Annotated in this window: 19 protein-coding genes; 9 read left to right on the top strand and 10 right to left on the bottom strand. The window is 72.2% G+C overall.

The genetic code is table 11. The features are described from left to right. Nucleotides 1-14 precede the first annotated feature (14 nt). The 7 genes from ABC138_RS02770 to ABC138_RS02740 all read right to left on the bottom strand — a co-directional run bounded on the left by ABC138_RS02770 (nt 15) and on the right by ABC138_RS02740 (nt 5,876). Complete coding sequence (locus ABC138_RS02770) at nt 15-959, bottom strand: hypothetical protein (RefSeq protein WP_345912697.1); 945 nt, start codon at nt 957-959, stop codon at nt 15-17. Further along, the gene (locus ABC138_RS02765; RefSeq protein ID WP_218005542.1) at nt 956-1,879 is read right to left on the bottom strand and encodes a diacylglycerol kinase family protein; all 924 of its coding nucleotides are present in this window, start codon (nt 1,877-1,879) and stop codon (nt 956-958) included. The genes ABC138_RS02770 and ABC138_RS02765 overlap by 4 nt, the downstream gene beginning before the upstream one ends. 27 nt (nt 1,880-1,906) lie before the next feature. Beyond that, on the bottom strand, nt 1,907-2,641 hold the full coding sequence (locus ABC138_RS02760; protein WP_345912696.1) for an ABC transporter permease: 735 nt from the start codon (nt 2,639-2,641) through the stop codon (nt 1,907-1,909). Beyond that, nucleotides 2,638-3,360 (bottom strand): ABC transporter ATP-binding protein, encoded by a 723-nt coding sequence (locus ABC138_RS02755; protein ID WP_345912695.1) that lies wholly within the window; start codon nt 3,358-3,360, stop codon nt 2,638-2,640. Before ABC138_RS02755 ends, ABC138_RS02760 begins: the two co-directional genes overlap by 4 nt. A 144-nt stretch (nt 3,361-3,504) precedes the next feature. After that, a complete protein-coding gene (locus tag ABC138_RS02750; protein WP_345912694.1) occupies nt 3,505-4,092 on the bottom strand; it encodes a TetR family transcriptional regulator in 588 nt (195 codons plus the stop codon). Next, on the bottom strand, nt 4,092-4,922 hold the full coding sequence (locus ABC138_RS02745; RefSeq protein WP_345912693.1) for a sugar phosphate isomerase/epimerase: 831 nt from the start codon (nt 4,920-4,922) through the stop codon (nt 4,092-4,094). Before ABC138_RS02745 ends, ABC138_RS02750 begins: the two co-directional genes overlap by 1 nt. 27 nt (nt 4,923-4,949) lie before the next feature. Next, nucleotides 4,950-5,876, bottom strand: coding sequence for a Ppx/GppA phosphatase family protein (locus ABC138_RS02740; RefSeq protein ID WP_345912692.1), 927 nt, complete (start codon nt 5,874-5,876; stop codon nt 4,950-4,952). A 61-nt stretch (nt 5,877-5,937) separates the two neighbouring features. Here ABC138_RS02740 and ABC138_RS02735 point away from each other — a divergent pair, with 61 nt between their 5' ends. The 5 genes from ABC138_RS02735 to ABC138_RS02715 are packed head-to-tail and all read left to right on the top strand — an operon-like array spanning nt 5,938 to nt 11,624. Beyond that, nucleotides 5,938-6,774: a hypothetical protein gene (locus ABC138_RS02735; protein WP_345912691.1), complete on the top strand. Its 837-nt coding sequence runs from the start codon at nt 5,938-5,940 to the stop codon at nt 6,772-6,774. 2 nt (nt 6,775-6,776) lie between these two features. Beyond that, complete coding sequence (locus ABC138_RS02730; RefSeq protein ID WP_345912690.1) at nt 6,777-8,195, top strand: FAD-linked oxidase C-terminal domain-containing protein; 1,419 nt, start codon at nt 6,777-6,779, stop codon at nt 8,193-8,195. Nucleotides 8,196-8,233: 38 nt separating this feature from the next. Next, nucleotides 8,234-9,631: a DNA repair protein RadA gene (gene radA, locus ABC138_RS02725; protein ID WP_345912689.1), complete on the top strand. Its 1,398-nt coding sequence runs from the start codon at nt 8,234-8,236 to the stop codon at nt 9,629-9,631. A gap of 10 nt (nt 9,632-9,641) precedes the next feature. Further along, complete coding sequence (gene disA / locus ABC138_RS02720; RefSeq protein ID WP_345912688.1) at nt 9,642-10,718, top strand: DNA integrity scanning diadenylate cyclase DisA; 1,077 nt, start codon at nt 9,642-9,644, stop codon at nt 10,716-10,718. Between the two features lie 9 nt (nt 10,719-10,727). Next, nucleotides 10,728-11,624 carry an A/G-specific adenine glycosylase gene (locus ABC138_RS02715; RefSeq protein ID WP_345912687.1) on the top strand — a complete coding sequence of 299 codons (897 nt, stop codon included), beginning with the start codon at nt 10,728-10,730 and terminating at the stop codon, nt 11,622-11,624. Nucleotide 11,625: 1 nt separating this feature from the next. Here the strand turns inward: ABC138_RS02715 and ABC138_RS02710 are convergent, their stop codons facing one another. Together ABC138_RS02710 and ABC138_RS02705 are read right to left on the bottom strand one after the other, a co-directional pair. Then, nucleotides 11,626-12,123, bottom strand: a complete 498-nt coding sequence (locus ABC138_RS02710; RefSeq protein ID WP_345912686.1) for an amino-acid N-acetyltransferase — start codon at nt 12,121-12,123, stop codon at nt 11,626-11,628. 88 nt (nt 12,124-12,211) lie between these two features. Then, nucleotides 12,212-13,636, bottom strand: coding sequence for a hypothetical protein (locus ABC138_RS02705; RefSeq protein WP_068321420.1), 1,425 nt, complete (start codon nt 13,634-13,636; stop codon nt 12,212-12,214). A 183-nt stretch (nt 13,637-13,819) separates the two neighbouring features. Here ABC138_RS02705 and ABC138_RS02700 point away from each other — a divergent pair, with 183 nt between their 5' ends. The 4 genes from ABC138_RS02700 (at nt 13,820) to ABC138_RS02685 (ending at nt 16,022) form a co-directional block, all read left to right on the top strand. Next, nucleotides 13,820-14,482 (top strand): DUF305 domain-containing protein, encoded by a 663-nt coding sequence (locus ABC138_RS02700; RefSeq protein ID WP_068321417.1) that lies wholly within the window; start codon nt 13,820-13,822, stop codon nt 14,480-14,482. 75 nt (nt 14,483-14,557) lie between these two features. Beyond that, nucleotides 14,558-14,920 carry a metalloregulator ArsR/SmtB family transcription factor gene (locus tag ABC138_RS02695; protein ID WP_345912685.1) on the top strand — a complete coding sequence of 121 codons (363 nt, stop codon included), beginning with the start codon at nt 14,558-14,560 and terminating at the stop codon, nt 14,918-14,920. A gap of 11 nt (nt 14,921-14,931) precedes the next feature. Continuing rightward, on the top strand, nt 14,932-15,444 hold the full coding sequence (locus ABC138_RS02690; RefSeq protein ID WP_345912684.1) for an SRPBCC family protein: 513 nt from the start codon (nt 14,932-14,934) through the stop codon (nt 15,442-15,444). Then, nucleotides 15,441-16,022, top strand: coding sequence for a TIGR03086 family metal-binding protein (locus tag ABC138_RS02685; RefSeq protein ID WP_082817285.1), 582 nt, complete (start codon nt 15,441-15,443; stop codon nt 16,020-16,022). The genes ABC138_RS02690 and ABC138_RS02685 overlap by 4 nt, the downstream gene beginning before the upstream one ends. A gap of 68 nt (nt 16,023-16,090) precedes the next feature. On the opposite strand, the gene ABC138_RS02680 is transcribed toward ABC138_RS02685, so the two are convergent. Beyond that, nucleotides 16,091-18,610 (bottom strand): ATP-dependent Clp protease ATP-binding subunit, encoded by a 2,520-nt coding sequence (locus tag ABC138_RS02680; protein ID WP_345912683.1) that lies wholly within the window; start codon nt 18,608-18,610, stop codon nt 16,091-16,093. Nucleotides 18,611-18,920: the final 310 nt, after the last annotated feature.

Here is an 18,920-nt window from a genome sequence, read left to right as displayed (position 1 = left end):
ACTCCTAGCGGTGGTCAGGTCCGGTTGGTGAGCGTCTCGACGAGCCGGCGCAGGCCGTAGGGCCGGCGCGCGAGGTCGTGCAGGTACTCCATCCACATCGGACCGTAGGGCACGAGCACGCGCACGCGGTGCCCGGCGTCGGCGGTGCGCAGCTGCAGGTCGGGGTCGGCGCCGAGGAAGAACTGGTACTCCAGCCCCTCAGGGCCCCGGCCGGACTGGTCGGCGAGCCCGTCGGCCAGGTCGAGCAGCACCGGCTCGTGGGTGGCCACGACGGTCGGCACACCGCTGCCGAGCAGCGTGGCGAGGCACCGGGCGAACGCGAGGTTGACCTCGTGCTGGTCCTGCCACGCGACGGCGCGGGGCTCGCCGGCGCCACCGCGCACGAGGCGGACCCGGGCCCCGGCGGTCGCGAGCGTCGCCGCGTCGCGCTCGGAGCGGTGCCGGCGCGCGACGAGCGAGGTGGTGAGGCGCGGGTGGGCCGGGCGGATGGCGGCGACGAGCTCGAGCAGGTCGTCGACGACGTCGTGCGGGCCGGACCGCAGCGTGATGTCGACCTTGCGGTCGTCGCCGACGGCGCAGATGCGGGCGAGGGCGGCGGCGGCACGGCCGGCGTCGAGCGCGAGGCCCAGCTGCTCGGGTGCGAGGTACAGCTCGGAGCGGTAGTCGCCGCCGGAGGTCGCCGGCGCCATCTGCTCGATCGCCGTGACCGCCTCGGCGACGGTCGCCTCGACCCCCGCCGGGTCGGTGGCCGCCGGCAGGAGCGGGTGGAGCGCAGCCATGCGGTTGGTGCGGCGCAACCACGACGCGACCCCCACGGCGTCGTCGACGCCCTCCCCCGCGACGAACCGGTCACGGGCGGAGTCGACGAGCCGCGAGCCGGCGACCCGGTCCCGGTGCCCCTCGGACAGCAGGGTGTCGAGGACCCGGGTACGCACCCGGTCGGGGTGCCAGGAGATCACTCGGTCTCCTCCGGGGTGTGCAGGCGGTAGGCGTCGGGGACGATGCGCCACGTGCGCGACCGGGCGGGGCCGAGGTGCTCGCCGTCGGAGTTGGCGGCGACCTGGTGGTTGACGCCGGTCACGGTCACCGTCTCGCGCGCCCGCACGTTGACGACGTCGTCGAGGCGGGTGTGCGTCCCGCTGCTGAGGTGCAAGGCGTAGCGCAGCCGCTTGAGGGGGGCGACGGCGTAGGAGATGACGACCTCGGCCGCCCCGTCCCCCGGGCGTGCGTCGGGGGCGATGCGGGTCCCACCGCCGACGCTCTGGCCGATGGTCACCGCGACCTGCAGCACCCGCCGGGACGGGTCACCGACGGTCTCCCCGTCGACGACGACCTCGAGGTGGCGTCCCTGCTGGCCGAACCCGGCGGCGATCCCCCCGACCACGTAGCCGAGGACACCGAGGTGCACCTTGCCGAGACGCTCCTTCCACGGGGCAGCGATGCGTCCGGCCTCCTCCCCCACGCCGATGTGCACGGCGTTGGCGACGAGCATCCCTTCGTCGTCGACGAGGACGTCGACGGGGCGGGCGGGCTGGTCCAGCACGACCCGGGCGGCGAGCGCCGGGTCGTTGGGCAGCTCGACCGTGCGGGCGAAGTCGTTGCCCGTCCCCATCGGCAGCAGGCCGACGGTCGGCGGGTCCTCCCCGAGGTCGCCGAGGCGGCAGAGGGCGGTGTTGAAGGCGTTGAGCGAGCCGTCGCCGCCGGCGATGACCACCTCGCGGCCGTCGCGCTCGGCGAGGGCGTCGACGAGGTCCTCGACGGACTCGGTCTCGACCACCCGCACGTCCGCCTCCTCGCGCAGCACCTCGAGCGCGGCGTCGCGGCGCTCGCGGTCCGAGGTCCCCGCTGCGGCATTGGCGATGAAGAGCAGGCGTCTCACGATCGCCAGCCTACGGTCAGGGGCGGCTCATGGTGTCCGTCGGCGCAGGGTGAGACTGCCGAGCACCAGCGCGACGACGATCCACACCCCGATGACGAGCAGCGGGACGACGAGGTCGTCGAACGGGGCGGCCTGACGGGCGACCGACGACGCGGCGTCGACGACATGGGACAGGGGCAGCACGTCGGAGAGCAGCTCGAGGGGCCGGGGCAGGCGGTCGCGCGGCACGAGCAGGCCGCACAGGAGGAACTGCGGCAGCACCGTGGCCGGCATGAGCTGCACCGCCTGGAACTCGGTCCGCGCGAAGGCCGAGGCCAGCAGCCCGAGGGAGGTGCCGAGCACCCCGCTGCCGACGACGACGAGGACGAGCCAGGCCGACGAGGCCGTGGTGTCGAGCCCGTACAGCCACACCGAGACGGACGTGACGACGACACCCTGCACGACGGCGAGCAGCCCGAAGGCCAGCGCGTAGCCCACGACGAGGTCGCCCTTGCCGAGCGGCGTGGTGAGGAGCCGCTCGAGGGTCCCGCTCGTGCGCTCCCGCAGGGTCGCGACGCTGGTGACGACGAACATGATGACGAAGGGGAAGACCGTCAGGAGCGCGGGTCCGACCCGCTGGAAGAGCGGTCCGTCGACGTAGACCCAGGCGAGCAGGCCCATGAGCACGACGGGCATGGCGAGGAGCAGGGCGAGCGTGCGGTGGTCGCGGGCCACCCGCCGCAGCACCCGGGCGGCGGTGAGGAGGGTGCGCCGGGGGTTCATGCCGCGTCAGCCTCCACGAGGGCGAGGAAGGCGCCCTCGATGTCGGCCGCACCGGTCAGCTCGAGGAGGTGGGTCGGGGTGTCGTCGGCGAGGACCTCCCCTTCGCGCAGCAGGACGAGGCGGTCGCAGCGGGAGGCCTCGTCCATGACGTGGCTCGACACGAGCAGGGTGACGCCGTCGGCGGCGAGGCGGCGGAAGAGGTCCCACAGGTCACGGCGCAGGACCGGGTCGAGGCCGACGGTCGGCTCGTCGAGGACGAGCACGTCGGGGCTCCCGACGAGCGCCGCGGCCAGGCTGGCACGGCTGAGCTGCCCACCGGAGAGCGTGTCGGCGCGCGAGTCCGCCTGGGGGGCGAGATCGACCCGCTCGATCACCGCGGCGCTCGCCGGACCGAGGTCCGGGACGCCGAGGAGGGCGCCGAGGTGCGCGACGTTCTCCCGCACGGTCAGGTCGCCGTAGATGCTCGGCGCCTGGGTGACGTAACCGACCCGGTGGCGCAGGTCGCGGTGCCCTGCCGGCAGCCCGAGGACCTCGATGCGGCCGGAGTCGACCTGCTGGACGCCGACGACAGCTCGCATGACCGTGGACTTGCCCCCACCACTCGGTCCGAGGAGCCCGACGACCTGCCCCTCCGGGACGTGCAGGTCGAGGCCGGGGATGACGAGGCGGCCGCCCCGCGTGACCCGGAGGTCGGTGATCTCGATCGCTGAATTCACCATGTGATGAATTGTGGACCTCGCCGCGAGCGGGCGGCAACCCCCTTCGCCCCGCTCTGCGCCGAACGGCCCCCGGACCCCGCATTCCCCTAGGGCAATGCAGACGAGCGGTCGCCCGAGCGCGCATTGCCCTAGGGGAATGCGGATTCAGGTCGGGGGTTCGAGGAGGCGCTGGACGGCGGGGCCGACGACGGCGACGAGGTCCTCCGGGTCGGCCTCGACCATCGCCGGCAGGCGGACGACGTAGCGCAGCATCCCGAGGCCGACCACCTGCGCACCGACGGCGGCGACCGCGAGCTCGTCGACCTCCTCCCCGTCGGCGAAGTGGGTGGCGATCCGGACGAAGACGGTGCGCACGACGAAGTCCTGCAGCAGCCGGGCCGCTCCCTCGTGCGTCGCGACCGCGCCGATCATCGCCTGGAAGTGGGCGCGCCCCTGGGGGCTGTCCCAGACCCCGAGGAAGGTGCGCACGATGCGTTCCCCCGCCCCCTCGCGCGGACCCTCGACGGCGGCGACGATCTCGTCCTCGAAGCCGGGCGGCACCCCGACGACCTCCGCGAAGAGGCTGGCCTTGCCGGCGAAGTAGTGGTGGACGAGTGCGGGGTCGACCTCCGCCTCGCGGGCCACGGCGCGCACGGAGGTGCCGTCGAACCCCTTCGTCGCGAAGAGACCGCGTGCGGCGGCGAGGATGTCGGCCCGGGTGTCGCGGTCGCCCGGGCGCCGGCCGCGAGCCATCAGGACGCCGGGTCGTCGGCGTCCGCGGCCGGTTCGTCGCCCGCCTGGCCGAGGTGACGACGCGCGAAGTCCAACGACTCCCGCAGGTCGGCCTCGCGCTCGCGCGGCCGCTTGCGGGTGCCGACCTCCAGCACGACCGACCCGGCGAAGCCGCTGGCTGCGACATGCGCGAGGACCTCCGCGCACGGCTGGGTCCCCCGGCCCGGGACGAGGTGGTCGTCCTTGTGCGTCGTGGGCAGCCCGTCGGCGAGGTGGACGTGCGAGAGCCGGTCGCCGAGGTCGGTGACCATCTGCATCGCGTCGCTGCCGGCCGTCGCGGTGTGCGACAGGTCGATCGTCACGTGGTCGTAGGGCTGGGCCACCGGGTCCCAGTGCGGCAGGTAGGCCTGCACCTGCCGGCCGCGGGCCGCCCAGGGGAACATGTTCTCCACCGCCAGGACGATGCCGCTGTCGTGCTCGCGCTCCGCGACGCCGTCGGCGAAGGTGCGGGCGTACTCCTTCTGCCAGCGGAAGGGCGGGTGGAGCACGACCGTCGGCGCGCCCACCTCGTGCGCGAGCTCGATCGACCCGTCGACCTTGCCCCACGGGTCCGGTCCGAGGACGCGCTGGGTGAGCAGCAGCGTCGGTGCGTGGATCGAGACGATGTCGAGGCCGTGGTGGTCGGCGAGGGCGCGCAGGGCACGGGAGTTCTGGGAGATCGGGTCGGTCCACACCATGATCTCGACGCCGTCGTAGCCGAGGGTCGCCGCGATCTCGAAGGCCGCCGCCGCCCCCTCGGGGTACACCGAGGCCGAGGACAGGGCCACGGGGACGTGGCGCAGAGCAGGCATGGATACGAGCGTAGACCCCGGCCGGGATCAGCTCATGAGGTCGAGGTAGCGCAGGAGCACGCCCTCGCGCAGCGCCCACGGGCAGATCTTCAGCTCCTGCACCCCGAGGAGGTCCATCGCGGCCTCGGCGACGATGCCACCGGCGAGCAGCTGGTGGGCGCGCGAGGAGGACACCCCGGGCAGCTCGACCCGCTCGTGGGCGGTCATCGGGGTGATCCGCGCGATGGTCGAGGTGACGTCGGCCAGCCGCAGCCGCCGGGGGACGTAGGGACCGTCGGCGCTCGGCGCGGCGCCGGCCACGCGCGCGAGCGAGCGCATCGTCTTGCTCGTGCCGAGCACCGTGTCGGGGGCACTCGCCTTGGCGTAGGGCCGGATCTCCTTGGCGAGCGTGGCCCGCACGTGGCGCCGCGCCTCCTTGATCTCCCTCGCCGTCGGGGGGTCGCCGGCGAGCAGCTCGCGGGTCACCCGGCCGGCGCCGAGCATCAGGGACTTGGCGATGTCGGGGTCCTCGTCGTCGCCGAGGGTCAGCTCGAGCGAGCCGCCGCCGATGTCGATGACGAGCAGCTTGCCCGCGGACCAGCCGGCCCAGCGGCGGGCGGCGAGGAAGGTCAGCCGCGCCTCGTCCTCACCGCTCAGGACGCGCAGGTCGACCCCGGTCTCCGCGCGGACCCGGGCGAGCACCTGCTCGCCGTTGGGGGCCTCGCGGACCGCGCTCGTGGCGAAGGCGAGGATCTCCTCGGCGCCCTGGTTCTCCGCGACCTCGAGGCACTCGGCGACGAAGCGCGCGAGGTCACGGGCGCCCGTCTCGTCGATGCAGCCCTCGTCGTCGACGTGCTCGGACAGCCGCAGCAGGATCTTGTGGGAGGTCGCCGGGATGGGCGCCGCACCGTGGTGGGCGTCCACGATCAGCAGGTGGACGGTGTTGGAACCGACGTCGACGACACCAAGGCGCACGGGGCAACAGTAGACGCACGCCGCCTCCCGGCCGCACGGGCGGCGACATAGGCTGGCGTGCGTGAGTGAGGAGACCCCGCGGCACGAGGGCGAGACCGGCCTGCAGGTGGCCCGCACGTGGGTCGAGTTCGAGGACCCGGCCGACGACGGCCAGCGCTTCCGGTGCGACCTGACCTGGCTCACGTCGAGCTGGACGTGCGTCTTCGGCTCCGGCTGCCACGGCATCGACGCGGACAAGCCGGACTTCGGCTGCTGCGTCCTCGGCGCGCACTTCACCGACAAGGACGACATCGCGCGCGTCAAGGCGGTCGTCGACGAGCTCGGCGAGGACGAGTGGGAGCTGCACCCGGGCTCCACCCGCAGGTCCGCGTGGACCGAGAAGGAGGACGGCGACCTCAAGACCAAGGTCGTCGACGGCGCCTGCATCTTCTTGAACCGCCCGGGCTTCCCCGCCGGCGCCGGCTGCGCCCTCCACCAGCACGCGGTGCTCACCGGCGTCGAGCCGCACACGGTCAAGCCCGACGTGTGCTGGCAGCTGCCGATCCGTCGCACCTACCGCACGGTCGAGCTGCCGGACCAGAGCAGCTACCTCGAGGTCAGCATCGGCGAGTACGACCGCCGCGGGTGGGGGCCGGGCGGGCACGAGCTGGACTGGTACTGCTCGGGCAGCCCCGACGCCCACGTCGCCGCCGACCCCGTCTACGTCACCGAGGGCCCCGGGCTCGTCGAGCTCATGGGCCAGGAGGGCTACGACGAGCTCGCCGCGCGCTGCGAGGCCCACCTCGCCCTCGTCGAGGCGGCCACGACGACGAAGGGGAGGTCCCGCCCTTCGCCCTCCGGCCGGGCGCTGCTGCCGCTCCTCGTCCACCCCGCCACGCTCGCCGCTCGAGAGGCCTGACCATGTCCCCCTTCGTCACGGCCGACACGGTGCGGGCCGAGCTGGGCCCGCTGCTCGGCGAGGGGGTCCTCGCCACCGACCCGGACGTCGTCGCCGGGCACTCGCGGGACCAGGCCCTGTGGTGCCCCGACGAGGGCGCCGTCGCGCTCGTGCGGGCCCGGACGGTGGCGGACGTGCAGGAGACGATGCGGTTCGCCACCCGCCACCGCGTGCCGGTCGTGCCGCAGGGCGCACGGACGGGGCTGTCCGGCGGCGCCAACGCCGTGCCCGGCTGCCTGCTGCTCTCGCTCGAGCGGATGACGCGGGTGCTCGACGTCGACACCTCCGAGCGCACGGTCACCGTGGAGCCGGGGATCATCAACCAGGACCTCAAGGACGCGCTCGCCCCCCACGGACTGTCCTACCCGCCGGACCCGGGGTCGGTCGCGATCTCGTCGATCGGCGGCAACGTCGCGACCAACGCCGGTGGCCTGTGCTGCGTCAAGTACGGGGTGACCCGTGACTACGTGCGGCAGCTGAGGGTCGTGCTCGCGGACGGCACCCTGACGACGATCGGCACGACGACGACGAAGGGGGTTGCCGGGCTCGACCTGCGCGGTCTCTTCGTCGGGTCGGAGGGGACGCTCGGCGTGGTCGTGGAGGTCACCCTGCGCCTCGTGCCGGCGCTGCCGGAACCGCTCACTGCGGTGGCGACCTTCGCGGACGTGCGGCACGCCGCGGCGACCGTCGCGGACCTCATGGCCTCGGGCGCCCAGCCCTCGCTCGTGGAGTCGATGGACCGCACGACGCTGCAGATGATCAACGCCTACCGCGACGTCGGGCTCGACGACCGGGCCGGGGCGATGCTGCTCGTGCAGTCCGACGGGAGCGGCAGCCCGGACGCGGCCCGGGCGGAGGTGGAGGCCCTCGCCCGCTTCGCCGAGGCGCACGAGGCGATCGACGTCGTCTTCTCCGAGGACCCCACGGACAGCGCGGCGCTCGTCGCCGCCCGCCGCATGGCGCAGCCCGCGTACGAGCACCACGCCCAGACCCACGGCGGCGGGCAGCTGCTCGACGACGTCTGCCTGCCGCGGCACCGGCTGCCCGAGTTCTACGACCGGCTGGACGAGATCGCCGCCGGGTCGGGCCTGACGATCGCCGTCGTCGCGCACGCGGGTGACGGCAACACCCACCCGTCGATCTTCTTCGACGCCTCCGACCCCGCGGACGTGGCGCGCGCCGACGCCGCCTTCGACCGGATCATGGAGGTCGGGCTCGCGCTCGGCGGCACGATCACCGGCGAGCACGGCGTCGGCTACCTCAAGCGGCAGTGGCTGGCGCGCGAGCTCGACGAGGGCAGCCGGCGGGTGCACCGCGCGGTCAAGGCGGCGCTCGACCCGCTGGGGATCCTCAACCCGGGCAAGATGCTCGACGCGCTGTGAGCTCGGGGCTGTCGGACCCGCCACGTAGGTTCTGACCCATGGCGACGAAGAAGGGCGGACCGAGCTACCGCTGCAGCGAGTGCGGCTGGACGAGCGTCAAGTGGGTCGGCCGCTGCGGCGAGTGCCAGGCCTGGGGCACCATCGAGGAGATCGGCGGGGTCACCGCCCGGACCACGGCGGCTCCCTTCGTCGAGCGACCGGCCGTCCCGATCCGTGAGGTCGACGGCGCGCAGGCGACCCACCGCAGCACGGGGGTCCCGGAGTTCGACCGGGTCCTCGGAGGCGGGCTCGTGCCCGGGTCGGTCGTCCTCGTCGCCGGCGAGCCCGGGATCGGCAAGTCGACGCTGCTCCTGGACGTGGCCGCCCGCGTCGGCGAGGCCTCGCGGGTGCTCTACGTCTCCGGCGAGGAGTCGGCCGCCCAGGTGCGCGGTCGGGCCGAGCGCATCGACGCCGTGACCGACGGCCTCTACCTCGCGGCCGAGACCGACCTCGCGAGCGTCCTCGCCCAGATCGCCCAGGTGAAGCCCGACCTCGTCGTCGTGGACTCCGTGCAGACCGTCGCCTCGAGCGAGATCGACGGCGCCCCGGGCAATGTCGGCCAGGTCCGCGAGGTCGCCGGTGCGCTCATCAAGGCCGCCAAGACCGGTGGGTTCGCGATGCTCCTCGTCGGCCACGTGACCAAGGACGGGTCGATCGCCGGCCCGCGCGTCCTCGAGCACCTCGTCGACGTCGTCGTCGCCTTCGACGGTGACCGCCACACGCGCCTGCGGATGGTGCGCGCGGTCAAGAACCGCTTCGGCCCGACCGACGAGGTCGGCTGCTTCGACCTCTCCGACGTGGGCATCGTCGGGCTGAGCGACCCGAGCGGCCTCTTCCTCTCCAGCCGCCACATCAACGTCCCGGGCACGTGCGCCACGGTGACGCTCGAAGGGAGGCGACCGCTCGTCGTCGAGGTCCAGGCGCTCGTCGCGCCGTCGGCGATCCCCACGCCGCGACGAGCCAACGTCGGCCTCGACAGCGGGCGCCTGGCGATGGTCATCGCCGTCCTGGACAAGCGTGCCGGCGCCCCGATCGGCAACCAGGACACCTACGTCTCGACGGTGGGCGGCGTGAAGATCACCGAGCCGTCGAGCGACCTCGCGGTCGCCGTCGCGATCGCGAGCGCCGTCCTGGACGAGCCGGTCCCCCACGACCTCCTCGCCCTCGGCGAGGTGGGCCTGAGCGGCGAGGTGCGTCCGGCCGTCGGGGTCTCCCGGCGGCTCACCGAGGCCGCGAGGTTGGGCTTCCGCACGGCGCTCGTGCCGAAGGGGGTGCTCGCGGACGCGGCCGCCCCGAGCGGCATGGACGTCGTCGAGGTGCCCGACGTGGCCTCGGCGATCGCGCAGATGCGACGTCGCCGCCCGGCACCGGGCCGTCACCTGCGCTCCACCACCTAGACTCACCCTCGTGTCAGAGCCCGACGACGAACTCTTCCGGACGACCCTCGCCGCGGTCGCGCCGGGCACGGTGCTGCGCGACGGGCTCGAGCGCATCCTGCGGGGCAACACCGGTGCCCTCGTGGTCCTCGGCCACGACAAGCTCGTCGAGTCGCTGAGCACCGGCGGGTTCGACATCAACATCGAGTTCTCCGCCACCCGCCTGCGCGAGCTGGCCAAGATGGACGGCGCCGTCGTCGTCGACGGCTCGGTCTCGCGGATCATCAAGGCCGCCGTGCAGCTCGTGCCCGACCCGAGCATCGAGACCCTCGAGAGCGGCACCCGGCACCGCACGGCCGAGCGGGTCGCGCGTCAGACCGGCTACCCCGTCGTCTCGGTCAGCCAGTCGATGCACATCATCGCGCTGTACGTCGACGGCCGCCGCCACGTGCTGCGGACCACGCCCGAGCTCGTCTCCCAGGCCAACCAGGCCATGCAGACCCTCGAGCGCTACACCAACCGGCTCAACGAGGTGACCGGGTCGCTCTCCGCCCTGGAGATCGAGGACCTCGTCACCGTGCGCGACGTGGCCGTCGTCCTGCAGCGGCTCGAGATGGTCCGCCGCATCCACGCCGAGATCGCCGAGTACGTGCTCGAGCTCGGCGTCGACGGGCGCCTGCTCACGCTCCAGCTCGAGGAGCTGACCGCCGGTCTCGACGACGACCTGCACGCGGTGATCCTCGACTACCTCGACCCCGAGGGGCCGGTCGCCTCGAGCCAGGGCGTCCTCGACAACCTCTCGGCCCTGGACGCCACCGAGCTGCTCGACCTCGGGCACGTCGCCAAGTCCCTCGGGTTCCCCATCGTCGGCGAGTCCCTCGACGCCTCGGTGAGCCCGCGCGGCCTGCGCATCCTCGGCAAGATCCCGCGCCTGCCGGGCGCGATCGTCGAGCGTCTCGTCGGGCAGTTCGGCTCGCTGCAGCGCCTGCTCGCCGCCGGCATCGACGACCTGATGACCGTCGACGGCGTCGGCGAGCTGCGCGCCCGCACCGTGCGGGAGGGGCTGTCGCGCCTGGCCGAGTCCTCGATCCTCGAGCGCTACGTCTGAGGTGCAGGGGTGAGTGCTGCCTCGTCCCCGGCCGCGAGCGCTCAGCTCCACGCGACGGTCCTCGCGTGGTTCGAGCGCGTGGGGCGCGACCTGCCGTGGCGTGACCCCGGCTGCTCGGCGTGGGGGGTCTACCTCTCCGAGGTGATGTCGCAGCAGACGCCCGTCGCCCGGGTGCAGCCGGTGTGGGAGCGGTGGCTCGAGCGCTGGCCCACCCCCGCCGACCTCGCCGCGGACTCCCCCGGCGAGGCGGTGCGCATGTGGGACCGGCTCGGCTACCCGCGCCGCGCGCTGCGGCTGTGGGAGTCGGCGCGCGTCATGGTCGAGCAGCACGAAGGGGAGGTCCCCCGCGACCACGAGGACCTCCTGGCGCTGCCGGGCGTCGGGCCGTACACCGCCGCGGCCGTGGCGTCCTTCGCCTTCGGTGACCCGCGCACGGTCGTCGACACCAACGTCCGGCGGGTGCTCGCCCGCACGGTGAGCGGCACCCAGTACCCGGCCCCGGCGCTCACCGCCGCCGAGATGCGCCTCGCCGAGGCGTCGATGCCCGCGGACCGTGACGACGCCAACGCCTGGAATGCCGCGTCGATGGAGCTCGGCGCGCTCGTGTGCACCGCGCGGGCGCCGCGCTGCGAGGAGTGCCCCGTCGCGCACCTGTGCGCGTGGCAGCTCGACGGCCGCCCCGACTACGCGGGACCGCCGCGACGCGGGCAGGCCTGGCACGGGACGGACCGCCAGGTGCGCGGACGGGTCGTGCAGCTGCTGCGGGAGTCGGCCGACCCCCTTCGCCGCTCCGATCTCGACGCGGCCTGGCCGCAGGACCCGGCCAAGGTCGAGCGCTGCCTCGCCGGGCTCGTCGACGACGGTCTCGTCGAGCCGGTCGAGGGCGGCTTCGCCCTGCCCCGCTAGCTCAGAGCTGGCGGAGCATCCGGGTGTTGCCGAGGGTGTTGGGCTTGACCCGCTCGAGGTCGAGGAACTCGGCGACGCCTTCGTCGTAGGAGCGCAGCAGCTCGACGTAGACGTCCGGGTCGACGGCCTGGCCCTCGATCTCGGTGAAGCCGTGGCGGGTGAAGAAGTCGACCTCGAAGGTCAGGCAGAACAGGCGCCGGACGCCGAGCTCGACGGCCTCCTCGGTGAGCGCCTCGAGCAGGCGACCGCCCACGCCACGGCCTAGCACGTCGTCCGCGACGGCGAGGGTGCGGATCTCCGCGAGGTCCTCCCACATGACGTGCAGGGCGCCGCACCCGACGACGCGGCCGTCGACCTCCGCGACGCGGAACTCCTGCAGTGCCTCGAAGTAGGCCACGGTGTCCTTGCTGACGAGGACCCGGCGCTCGGCGAGCGGCGTGACGAGGGCACGGATCTCCCGCACGTCGCTCGTGCGCGCGCGGCGGATGGTGAGGGTCACCGGACAAACCTACGCCCCCGCCGGGGAGGCGAGGGCGCAGGTCGGGGGTGCTGCTGGGGTGGTGCTGGGTCGTGCGGTGCGAAGGGGGTCAGCGCACCTGGTACTCCGGCTGCGACTGGACGTTGAGCTCGCCCATGCGGATCGTGTCCGCTCGCTTGACCGCCGGGTCGTGGAACTTCAGCGTGTCGAAGCCCCGCGCGATGTCCGACGAGTAGATGTGGCCGTTGTAGTAGTACGACGACCACGTGCCACCGATGCCCTCGTCCGCGGGCAGCGGACCGCGCTCGAAGTAGCCCAGCTCGCGCGGGCTGTCCGAGTCGGTGAAGTCCCACACGCTGACGCCGCCCTGGTACCAGGACTGGACCATGAGGTCGCGGCCCGCGACCGGGATGACCGAGCCGTTGTGCGCGACGCAGTTCTCCGTCGACGTCTGGTGCCGCGGGATCTTGTAGTACGAGCGGAAGGTGAGCTCGTGGTCGGAGGACAGGTCGTAGATCGCGTTGGCCCCGCGGTTTGGCCCGGTCTCGGCGTCGCAGGTCGCGGCGCCACCGCCACCGAGCTCGTCGGTGAAGACGACCTTGGTCGCGTCGGCGTTGAAGGTCGCCGAGTGCCAGAAGGCGAAGTTCTCGTCGTCCCGCACCCGCTCGATGACCTCCGGCGCTGCCGGGTCGGAGATGTCCATGATGATGCCGTCACCCATGCAGGCGCCGGCCGCGAGGTCCTGGTGCGGCAGGGCCGTGATGTCGTGGCAGCCGGTCGTCGCCGAGCGACCCGCGATCGGGGTCGGGCCGGGACCGCCGGGGTTGCCGCCGTCCGGGAAGAGGTTGGGCGTGGCGATGACCTCGGACGCGGTCGGGTCGGCCGTGTCGACCTTGACGATCGAGATCAGGTCGTGGGGGGTCTGGCAGTCCGGGTACTGCGCCCGGGGCGAGTAGCTCGAGACGTAGAGGTAGTCGGTGCCCTTGTCGGCGCCCCTGCCCGGGACGAGCGTGTGGGTGTGCGAACCGCAGGCGGTCTCGACGGACTGGATGTACTTCGGGTTCTCCAGGTCGGAGATGTCGAAGATCTTGATGCCTTCCCAGCTCTCCTTGACGGTCGCCGACTGCGGGGTGGAGGCGCACGAGTCGTCGCTGCGCGAGGAGTCGGTCGAGAGGTAGAGCAGGTCGCCGGAGACGGAGATGTCGTTCTGGCTGCCGGGGCACCTGACCTGGACGATGGTGCGCGGCGTGCGCGGGTTCTTCACGTCGATGATCGAGAACCCGTCGTAGTTGCCGACGAAGGCCTTGTCGTCCTGGAAGGCCATGTCGGTGCCGATGCCCTCGGCCAGCGCGCCCGAAGGAGCCAGGTTGGCGAGGTGCTTGAGGTTGGCGCTGCGGCCGATCTCGTCCGTCTGCAGGTCGGTGCCCGAGACGCCGATCCGGTCGCCCGGTCCGGAGGCGCTCGCCGTGCCGATACCGGCGCCGGAGATGGCCATCGCCGCGATCGCGGCCAGGGCCAGTGTGGGTCTACGCATGTGTCCTCCCAGGTGGCTTCCGGCGGGGACGGGTGTGCCCCGCGCGGGATCCGCCCAGCCTCCCGCGCCACGGGGACCTGGTGACCCCGGTCACTGCCCGGAGTTGGTCAGGTCTTGGTCAGCTCGCCGCGTCGTCACCCGTTCGCCCGTCGAGCACGGACGAAGAGGGATACCGTCGGGCAGATGATCCGCCGCCTCGCCCCCTTCGTCCTCGTGGCCACCCTGGGACTGGGAGCGTGCGCGTCGGACGGGTCACCGCAGGGCACGGCCACCTCCCCGGACGCGCCGGTGCTCCAGCCGGGCACCCCCGGTGAGCCCAATGCCTCGCTCTCCGGCACGTCGGCGGTGGCGACGCCCACGTCGGGCCACAACGCGGCGGACGTGGAGTTCCTGCAGGACATGGTCGTCCACCACGCGCAGGCGGTCGTCATGAGCGAGCTGGTGGGCGGCGACCTGCAGGACGCACGGGTGAAGAAGATGGCCGAGCGCATCAAGGCGGAGCAGAAGCCGGAGATGAAGGGCATGGCGACCACGCTGCGGGCCTGGGGCGAGAAGGTGCCGATCCAGGCGACCAACCCGGGCGCCCACACCGGTCACGGCCAGCACGCGGACATGCCGGGGATGGCGACGCAGGCACAGCTCGACGAGCTCGGCGAGGCGAAGGGGGCCGCCGCCGACCGCCTGTACCTCGACCTGATGATCAAGCACCACCAGGGCGCCCTGTCGATGTGCACGACCTTGGGGGAGAAGGGGGCCGACGAGCGGACCAGCGAGCTCGGCGATGACATCTCGGTCACCCAGAGCAAGCAGATCGACCAGATGAAGGCCATGCGCACCCGCCTCTGAGAGGCACCCTTGACGTCCGTCGGCCGACAGGCCTAACCTTCTATTCAACCAATTGGTTGATTAGAGGTGACCGTCGTGCCGGACCCGACGCAGGACCAGCTGTCCAAGGCCTTCGCGGCGCTCGCCGACCCGACCCGACGCGACATCGTCGCCCGGCTCACCGTCGGGGACGCCACCGTCTCCGACCTCGCCGCTCCCTACGACGTCAGCCTCCAGGCCGTGAGCAAGCACCTGAAGGTGCTGGAGGACGCCGGGCTCGTCACCCGGCGCAGGGAGGCCCAACGACGCCCGGTCCACCTCGAGCGAGGGGCCCTCGGCCTGATGACCGACTGGATCGAGCGCCACCGACGACGGGCCGAGGCACGCATGGCCCGCCTCGAGGAGGTCCTGGCGGACCTCCCTTCGTCCGGCACACAGGCCGGCACGCACGACACCTGAGGAGCAGGACCATGGACCAGACCACCGATCACACCACGACCGACCACATCACCACCGCCACCATCGAGGCCGACCCCGAGGTCCCCGTCATCCGCATCACGCGGGACTTCCGGGCCACCCCGGCGCAGCTCGTCACGGCCCACACCGACCCCGCGGTCTTCGCGAGGTGGGTCGGCCCCGACTCCGTGGGCACCGTCATCGACCACTGGGACGCCCGCACCGGCGGCAGCTACCGCTTCCTCAACACCCGCGGGGACGAGGAGTACGGCTTCCACGGCAGCTTCCACGAGGTCTCCCCCGAGCGGATCGTCCAGACCTTCACCTTCGAGGGGTTCCCGGAAGGGGTCTCGCTCGAGACGATGACCTTCGAGGACCTCGGCGACGGCTGGACGCGTCTGCACGGCCACTCGCTCGTCGCCACCTTCGAGGCCCGCGAGATGATGCTCGCCTCCGGCATGGAGGTCGGCGTCCACGAGGGCTACGCCGCGCTCGACCGCCTGCTCGAGGCCGGCGAGGTCGCGTGACCTCGCTGACCAGCATGTCCGTCGCGGACCGCTACCGGTCCGCGGCGGGCACCTTCTCCGAGCGGGTGGCCGGCACCCGTGACTGGGACGCCCCCACCCCGGTCGTCGAGTGGCAGGCCCGCGACATCGTCGGGCACCTCACGACGTGGCTGCCGGCGCTCGTGTCGTCGGGGAGCCCGGTCGTCCTCGACCCGGTGCCCTCGGCGGACGAGGACCCGGTCGGCGCGTGGTCGCGGACCGACGCCCAGGTCCGCGAGCTCCTGGTGGACCCGCGGAGCGCGTCGATCACCTTCTCCCACGAGCGCATCGGCGAGCTGGCGCTGCCGGTGATGCTCGACCAGCTCTTCACCAGTGACGTCGTCTTCCACACCTGGGACCTCGCCCGGGCCACGGGGCAGGACGACCGGCTCGACGAGGACTTCATCGCCGGCGCGCTCGCGGGGATGTCCGCGCAGGCCGAGATGATCCGGGGGTCCGGGCAGTTCGGGCAGGCTCAGCCGCTCCCGCCGGACGCCACGGTGCAGGAGCGCTTCTTCGCCTTCATCGGCCGCGACCCCAGGTGGTCGCCTCCGGCCTGACGACGCGACCGGGCACGACGAAGGGAGGGCCCCACCAGCTGGTGGGGCCCTCCCCTCGTCATCGTGGCTCAGTCGCCGGAGCCGTCGCCCGCCTGCACGAGGGGGACGTCGAGCTCGCCCGGCTTGTGGGCACCGGTGAAGGTGAAGACGGCTTCCTTGCCCTCGCCCTCGACGCCGACCGCGACGATGTCGCCGGAGACCAGCTCGCCGAAGAGGATCTTCTCCGAGAGCACGTCCTCGATCTCGCGCTGGATCGTGCGCTTGAGCGGACGGGCGCCGAGCACCGGGTCGTAGCCGCGCTTGGCGAGCAGCTCCTTGGCCTCGGTCGTGAGCTCCAGGCCCATGTCCTTGTCCTTGAGCCGCTTGTCGAGCTTGGCCAGCTCCAGGTCGACGATCTGGACGATCTCCTCCGGGCTCAGCTGCGGGAAGACGATGGTGTCGTCCACGCGGTTGAGGAACTCCGGGCGGAAGTGGTTCTTCAGCTCGTCGGTGACCTTGGCCTTCATCCGCTCGTAGCTGGACCGCTGGTCGTTGCCCGAGGTGAAGCCCAGCGAGCCCTTGGAGATGTCCCGGGTGCCGAGGTTGGTCGTCATGATGATGACCGTGTTCTTGAAGTCGACCATCCGACCCTGGGAGTCGGTGAGGCGGCCGTCCTCGAGCACCTGCAGCAGCGAGTTGAAGATCTCCGGGTGGGCCTTCTCGACCTCGTCGAAGAGGACCACCGAGAAGGGCTTGCGGCGCACCTTCTCCGTCAGCTGGCCACCCTCGTCGTAGCCGACGTAGCCGGGGGGCGAGCCGAAGAGACGGCTGACCGTGTGCTTCTCGGAGTACTCGGACATGTCGAGCGTGATGAGGCTGTCCTCGTCACCGAAGAGGAACTCCGCGAGGGCCTTGGCCAGCTCGGTCTTACCGACACCGGTCGGACCGGCGAAGATGAACGAGCCGCCCGGACGACGCGGGTCCTTCAGGCCGGCGCGGGTGCGACGGATGGCCTGCGAGAGCGCCTTGATCGCGTCGTCGTTGCCCACGACGCGCTTGTGCAGCTCGGCTTCCATGTTGAGCAGTCGGGTCGACTCCTCCTCGGAGAGCTTGAAGACGGGGATGCCGGTCGAGGCGGCGAGCACCTCGGCGATCAGCTCCTCGTCGACCTCGGCGACGACATCCATGTCGCCGGCCTTCCACTCCGCCTCGCGCTTGGCCTTCTCGTTGAGCAGGTTCTTCTCGTCGTCGCGCAGCCCGGCCGCCTTCTCGAAGTCCTGGCCGTCGATGGCCGACTCCTTCTCGAGGCGGACCTTGGCGATCTTCTCGTCGAACTCCTTCAGCTCCGGCGGCGCGGTCATCCGACGGATGCGCAGGCGTGCGCCGGCCTCGTCGATGAGGTCGATCGCCTTGTCCGGGAGGAAGCGGTCGTTGATGTAGCGGTCGGCCATCGTGACTGCGGCGACGATCGCCGGGTCGGTGATGGTGACCTTGTGGTGGGCCTCGTAGCGGTCGCGCAGGCCCTTGAGCATCTCGATGGCGTGGGCCAGCGACGGCTCGGCGACCTGGATCGGCTGGAAGCGACGCTCCAGGGCCGAGTCCTTCTCGATGTGCTTGCGGTACTCGTCGAGCGTCGTCGCACCGATGGTCTGCAGCTCACCACGGGCGAGCATCGGCTTGAGGATGCTCGCGGCGTCGATCGCGCCCTCGGCAGCACCCGCACCGACGAGGGTGTGGATCTCGTCGATGAAGAGGATGATGTCGCCGCGCGTCTTGATCTCCTTGAGCACCTTCTTCAGGCGCTCCTCGAAGTCACCGCGGTAACGGCTGCCGGCGACGAGGGAGCCGAGGTCGAGCGTGTAGAGCTGCTTGTCCTTCAGCGTCTCGGGCACGTTGTCGTCGACGATGTCCTGGGCCAGCCCCTCGACGACGGCCGACTTGCCGACGCCGGGCTCACCGATGAGGACCGGGTTGTTCTTGGTGCGTCGCGAAAGCACCTGCATGACGCGCTCGATCTCCTGCGAGCGCCCGATGACCGGGTCGAGCTGCCCCTCGCGGGCGGCCTGGGTCAGGTTGCGGCCGAACTGGTCGAGCACCAGGGAGCCCGCGGGCTGGCCCTCGGCGGGGCCTGCGCCGGCGCCGACGCCAGCCGCCTGCCCCTCCTTGCCACCCTGGTAGCCCGAGATGAGCTGGATGACGGTCTGGCGCACGCGGCCGAGGTCCGCACCGAGCTTGACGAGGACCTGGGTGGCGACACCCTCGCCCTCGCGGATCAGGCCGAGCAGGATGTGCTCGGTCCCGATGTAGTTGTGGCCGAGCTGCAGCGCCTCACGGAGGGAGAGCTCGAGGACCTTCTTGGCACGGGGGGTGAAGGGGATGTGCCCCGACGGTGCCTGCTGGCCGGGGCCGATGATGTCCTGGACCTGCTCACGGACGGCATCCAAGGAGATGCCGAGCGACTCGAGTGCCTTGCTGGCCACCCCTTCGCCCTCGTGGATCAGGCCGAGCAGGATGTGCTCGGTCCCGATGTAGTTGTGGTTGAGGAGGCGCGCCTCCTCCTGGGCGAGGACGACGACCCGGCGGGCCCGGTCGGTGAACCGTTCGAACATGGGATCTCCCCTTCACGTGGTGCTCTGACCTCGATGCTAACCGTGCCCGCTGCCTGAGCCGGGCGGCGAGCCTCTCATGGGGTCACAACGCAGGTACCCCCAACCCTGTTCCATGACACGGAGAGGGTCACCCCTTGTTCGCTCTCAGCGGATCGCGGCCGTCGTCGTGAACCCTCCGCCCCTGCCGCTGTAGCCCAGCGCACGGCCATGAGCCGGCCGAGCAGCGCGAGCGCCCTGACGAAGCCGGTCACGTGGTGACCGGTGGCCCAGTGCTCGACATCTTGGGCCGACATCAGGTCACCGCGCAGCG

The sequence above is a fragment of the Janibacter sp. LM genome, assembly GCF_039631275.1.
In the GTDB taxonomy this organism is placed as follows: Bacteria; Actinomycetota; Actinomycetes; order Actinomycetales; family Dermatophilaceae; genus Janibacter; species Janibacter terrae.
This window is presented reverse-complemented; position numbering and strand designations above follow the sequence as displayed.

Excerpts from the sequence above, each read along its gene's own strand:
- ABC138_RS02690 (WP_345912684.1), top strand. The coding sequence starts at position 14,932 with ATGGACCAGACCACCGATCACACCACGACCGACCACATCACCACCGCC.
- ABC138_RS02755 (WP_345912695.1), bottom strand. The coding sequence starts at position 3,360 with ATGGTGAATTCAGCGATCGAGATCACCGACCTCCGGGTCACGCGGGGC.
- radA (WP_345912689.1), top strand. The coding sequence starts at position 8,234 with ATGGCGACGAAGAAGGGCGGACCGAGCTACCGCTGCAGCGAGTGCGGC.
- ABC138_RS02760 (WP_345912696.1), bottom strand. The coding sequence starts at position 2,641 with ATGAACCCCCGGCGCACCCTCCTCACCGCCGCCCGGGTGCTGCGGCGG.
- ABC138_RS02700 (WP_068321417.1), top strand. The coding sequence starts at position 13,820 with ATGATCCGCCGCCTCGCCCCCTTCGTCCTCGTGGCCACCCTGGGACTG.
- ABC138_RS02750 (WP_345912694.1), bottom strand. The coding sequence starts at position 4,092 with ATGGCTCGCGGCCGGCGCCCGGGCGACCGCGACACCCGGGCCGACATC.
- ABC138_RS02730 (WP_345912690.1), top strand. The coding sequence starts at position 6,777 with ATGTCCCCCTTCGTCACGGCCGACACGGTGCGGGCCGAGCTGGGCCCG.
- ABC138_RS02705 (WP_068321420.1), bottom strand. The coding sequence starts at position 13,636 with ATGCGTAGACCCACACTGGCCCTGGCCGCGATCGCGGCGATGGCCATC.
- ABC138_RS02680 (WP_345912683.1), bottom strand. The coding sequence starts at position 18,610 with ATGTTCGAACGGTTCACCGACCGGGCCCGCCGGGTCGTCGTCCTCGCC.
- ABC138_RS02745 (WP_345912693.1), bottom strand. The coding sequence starts at position 4,922 with ATGCCTGCTCTGCGCCACGTCCCCGTGGCCCTGTCCTCGGCCTCGGTG.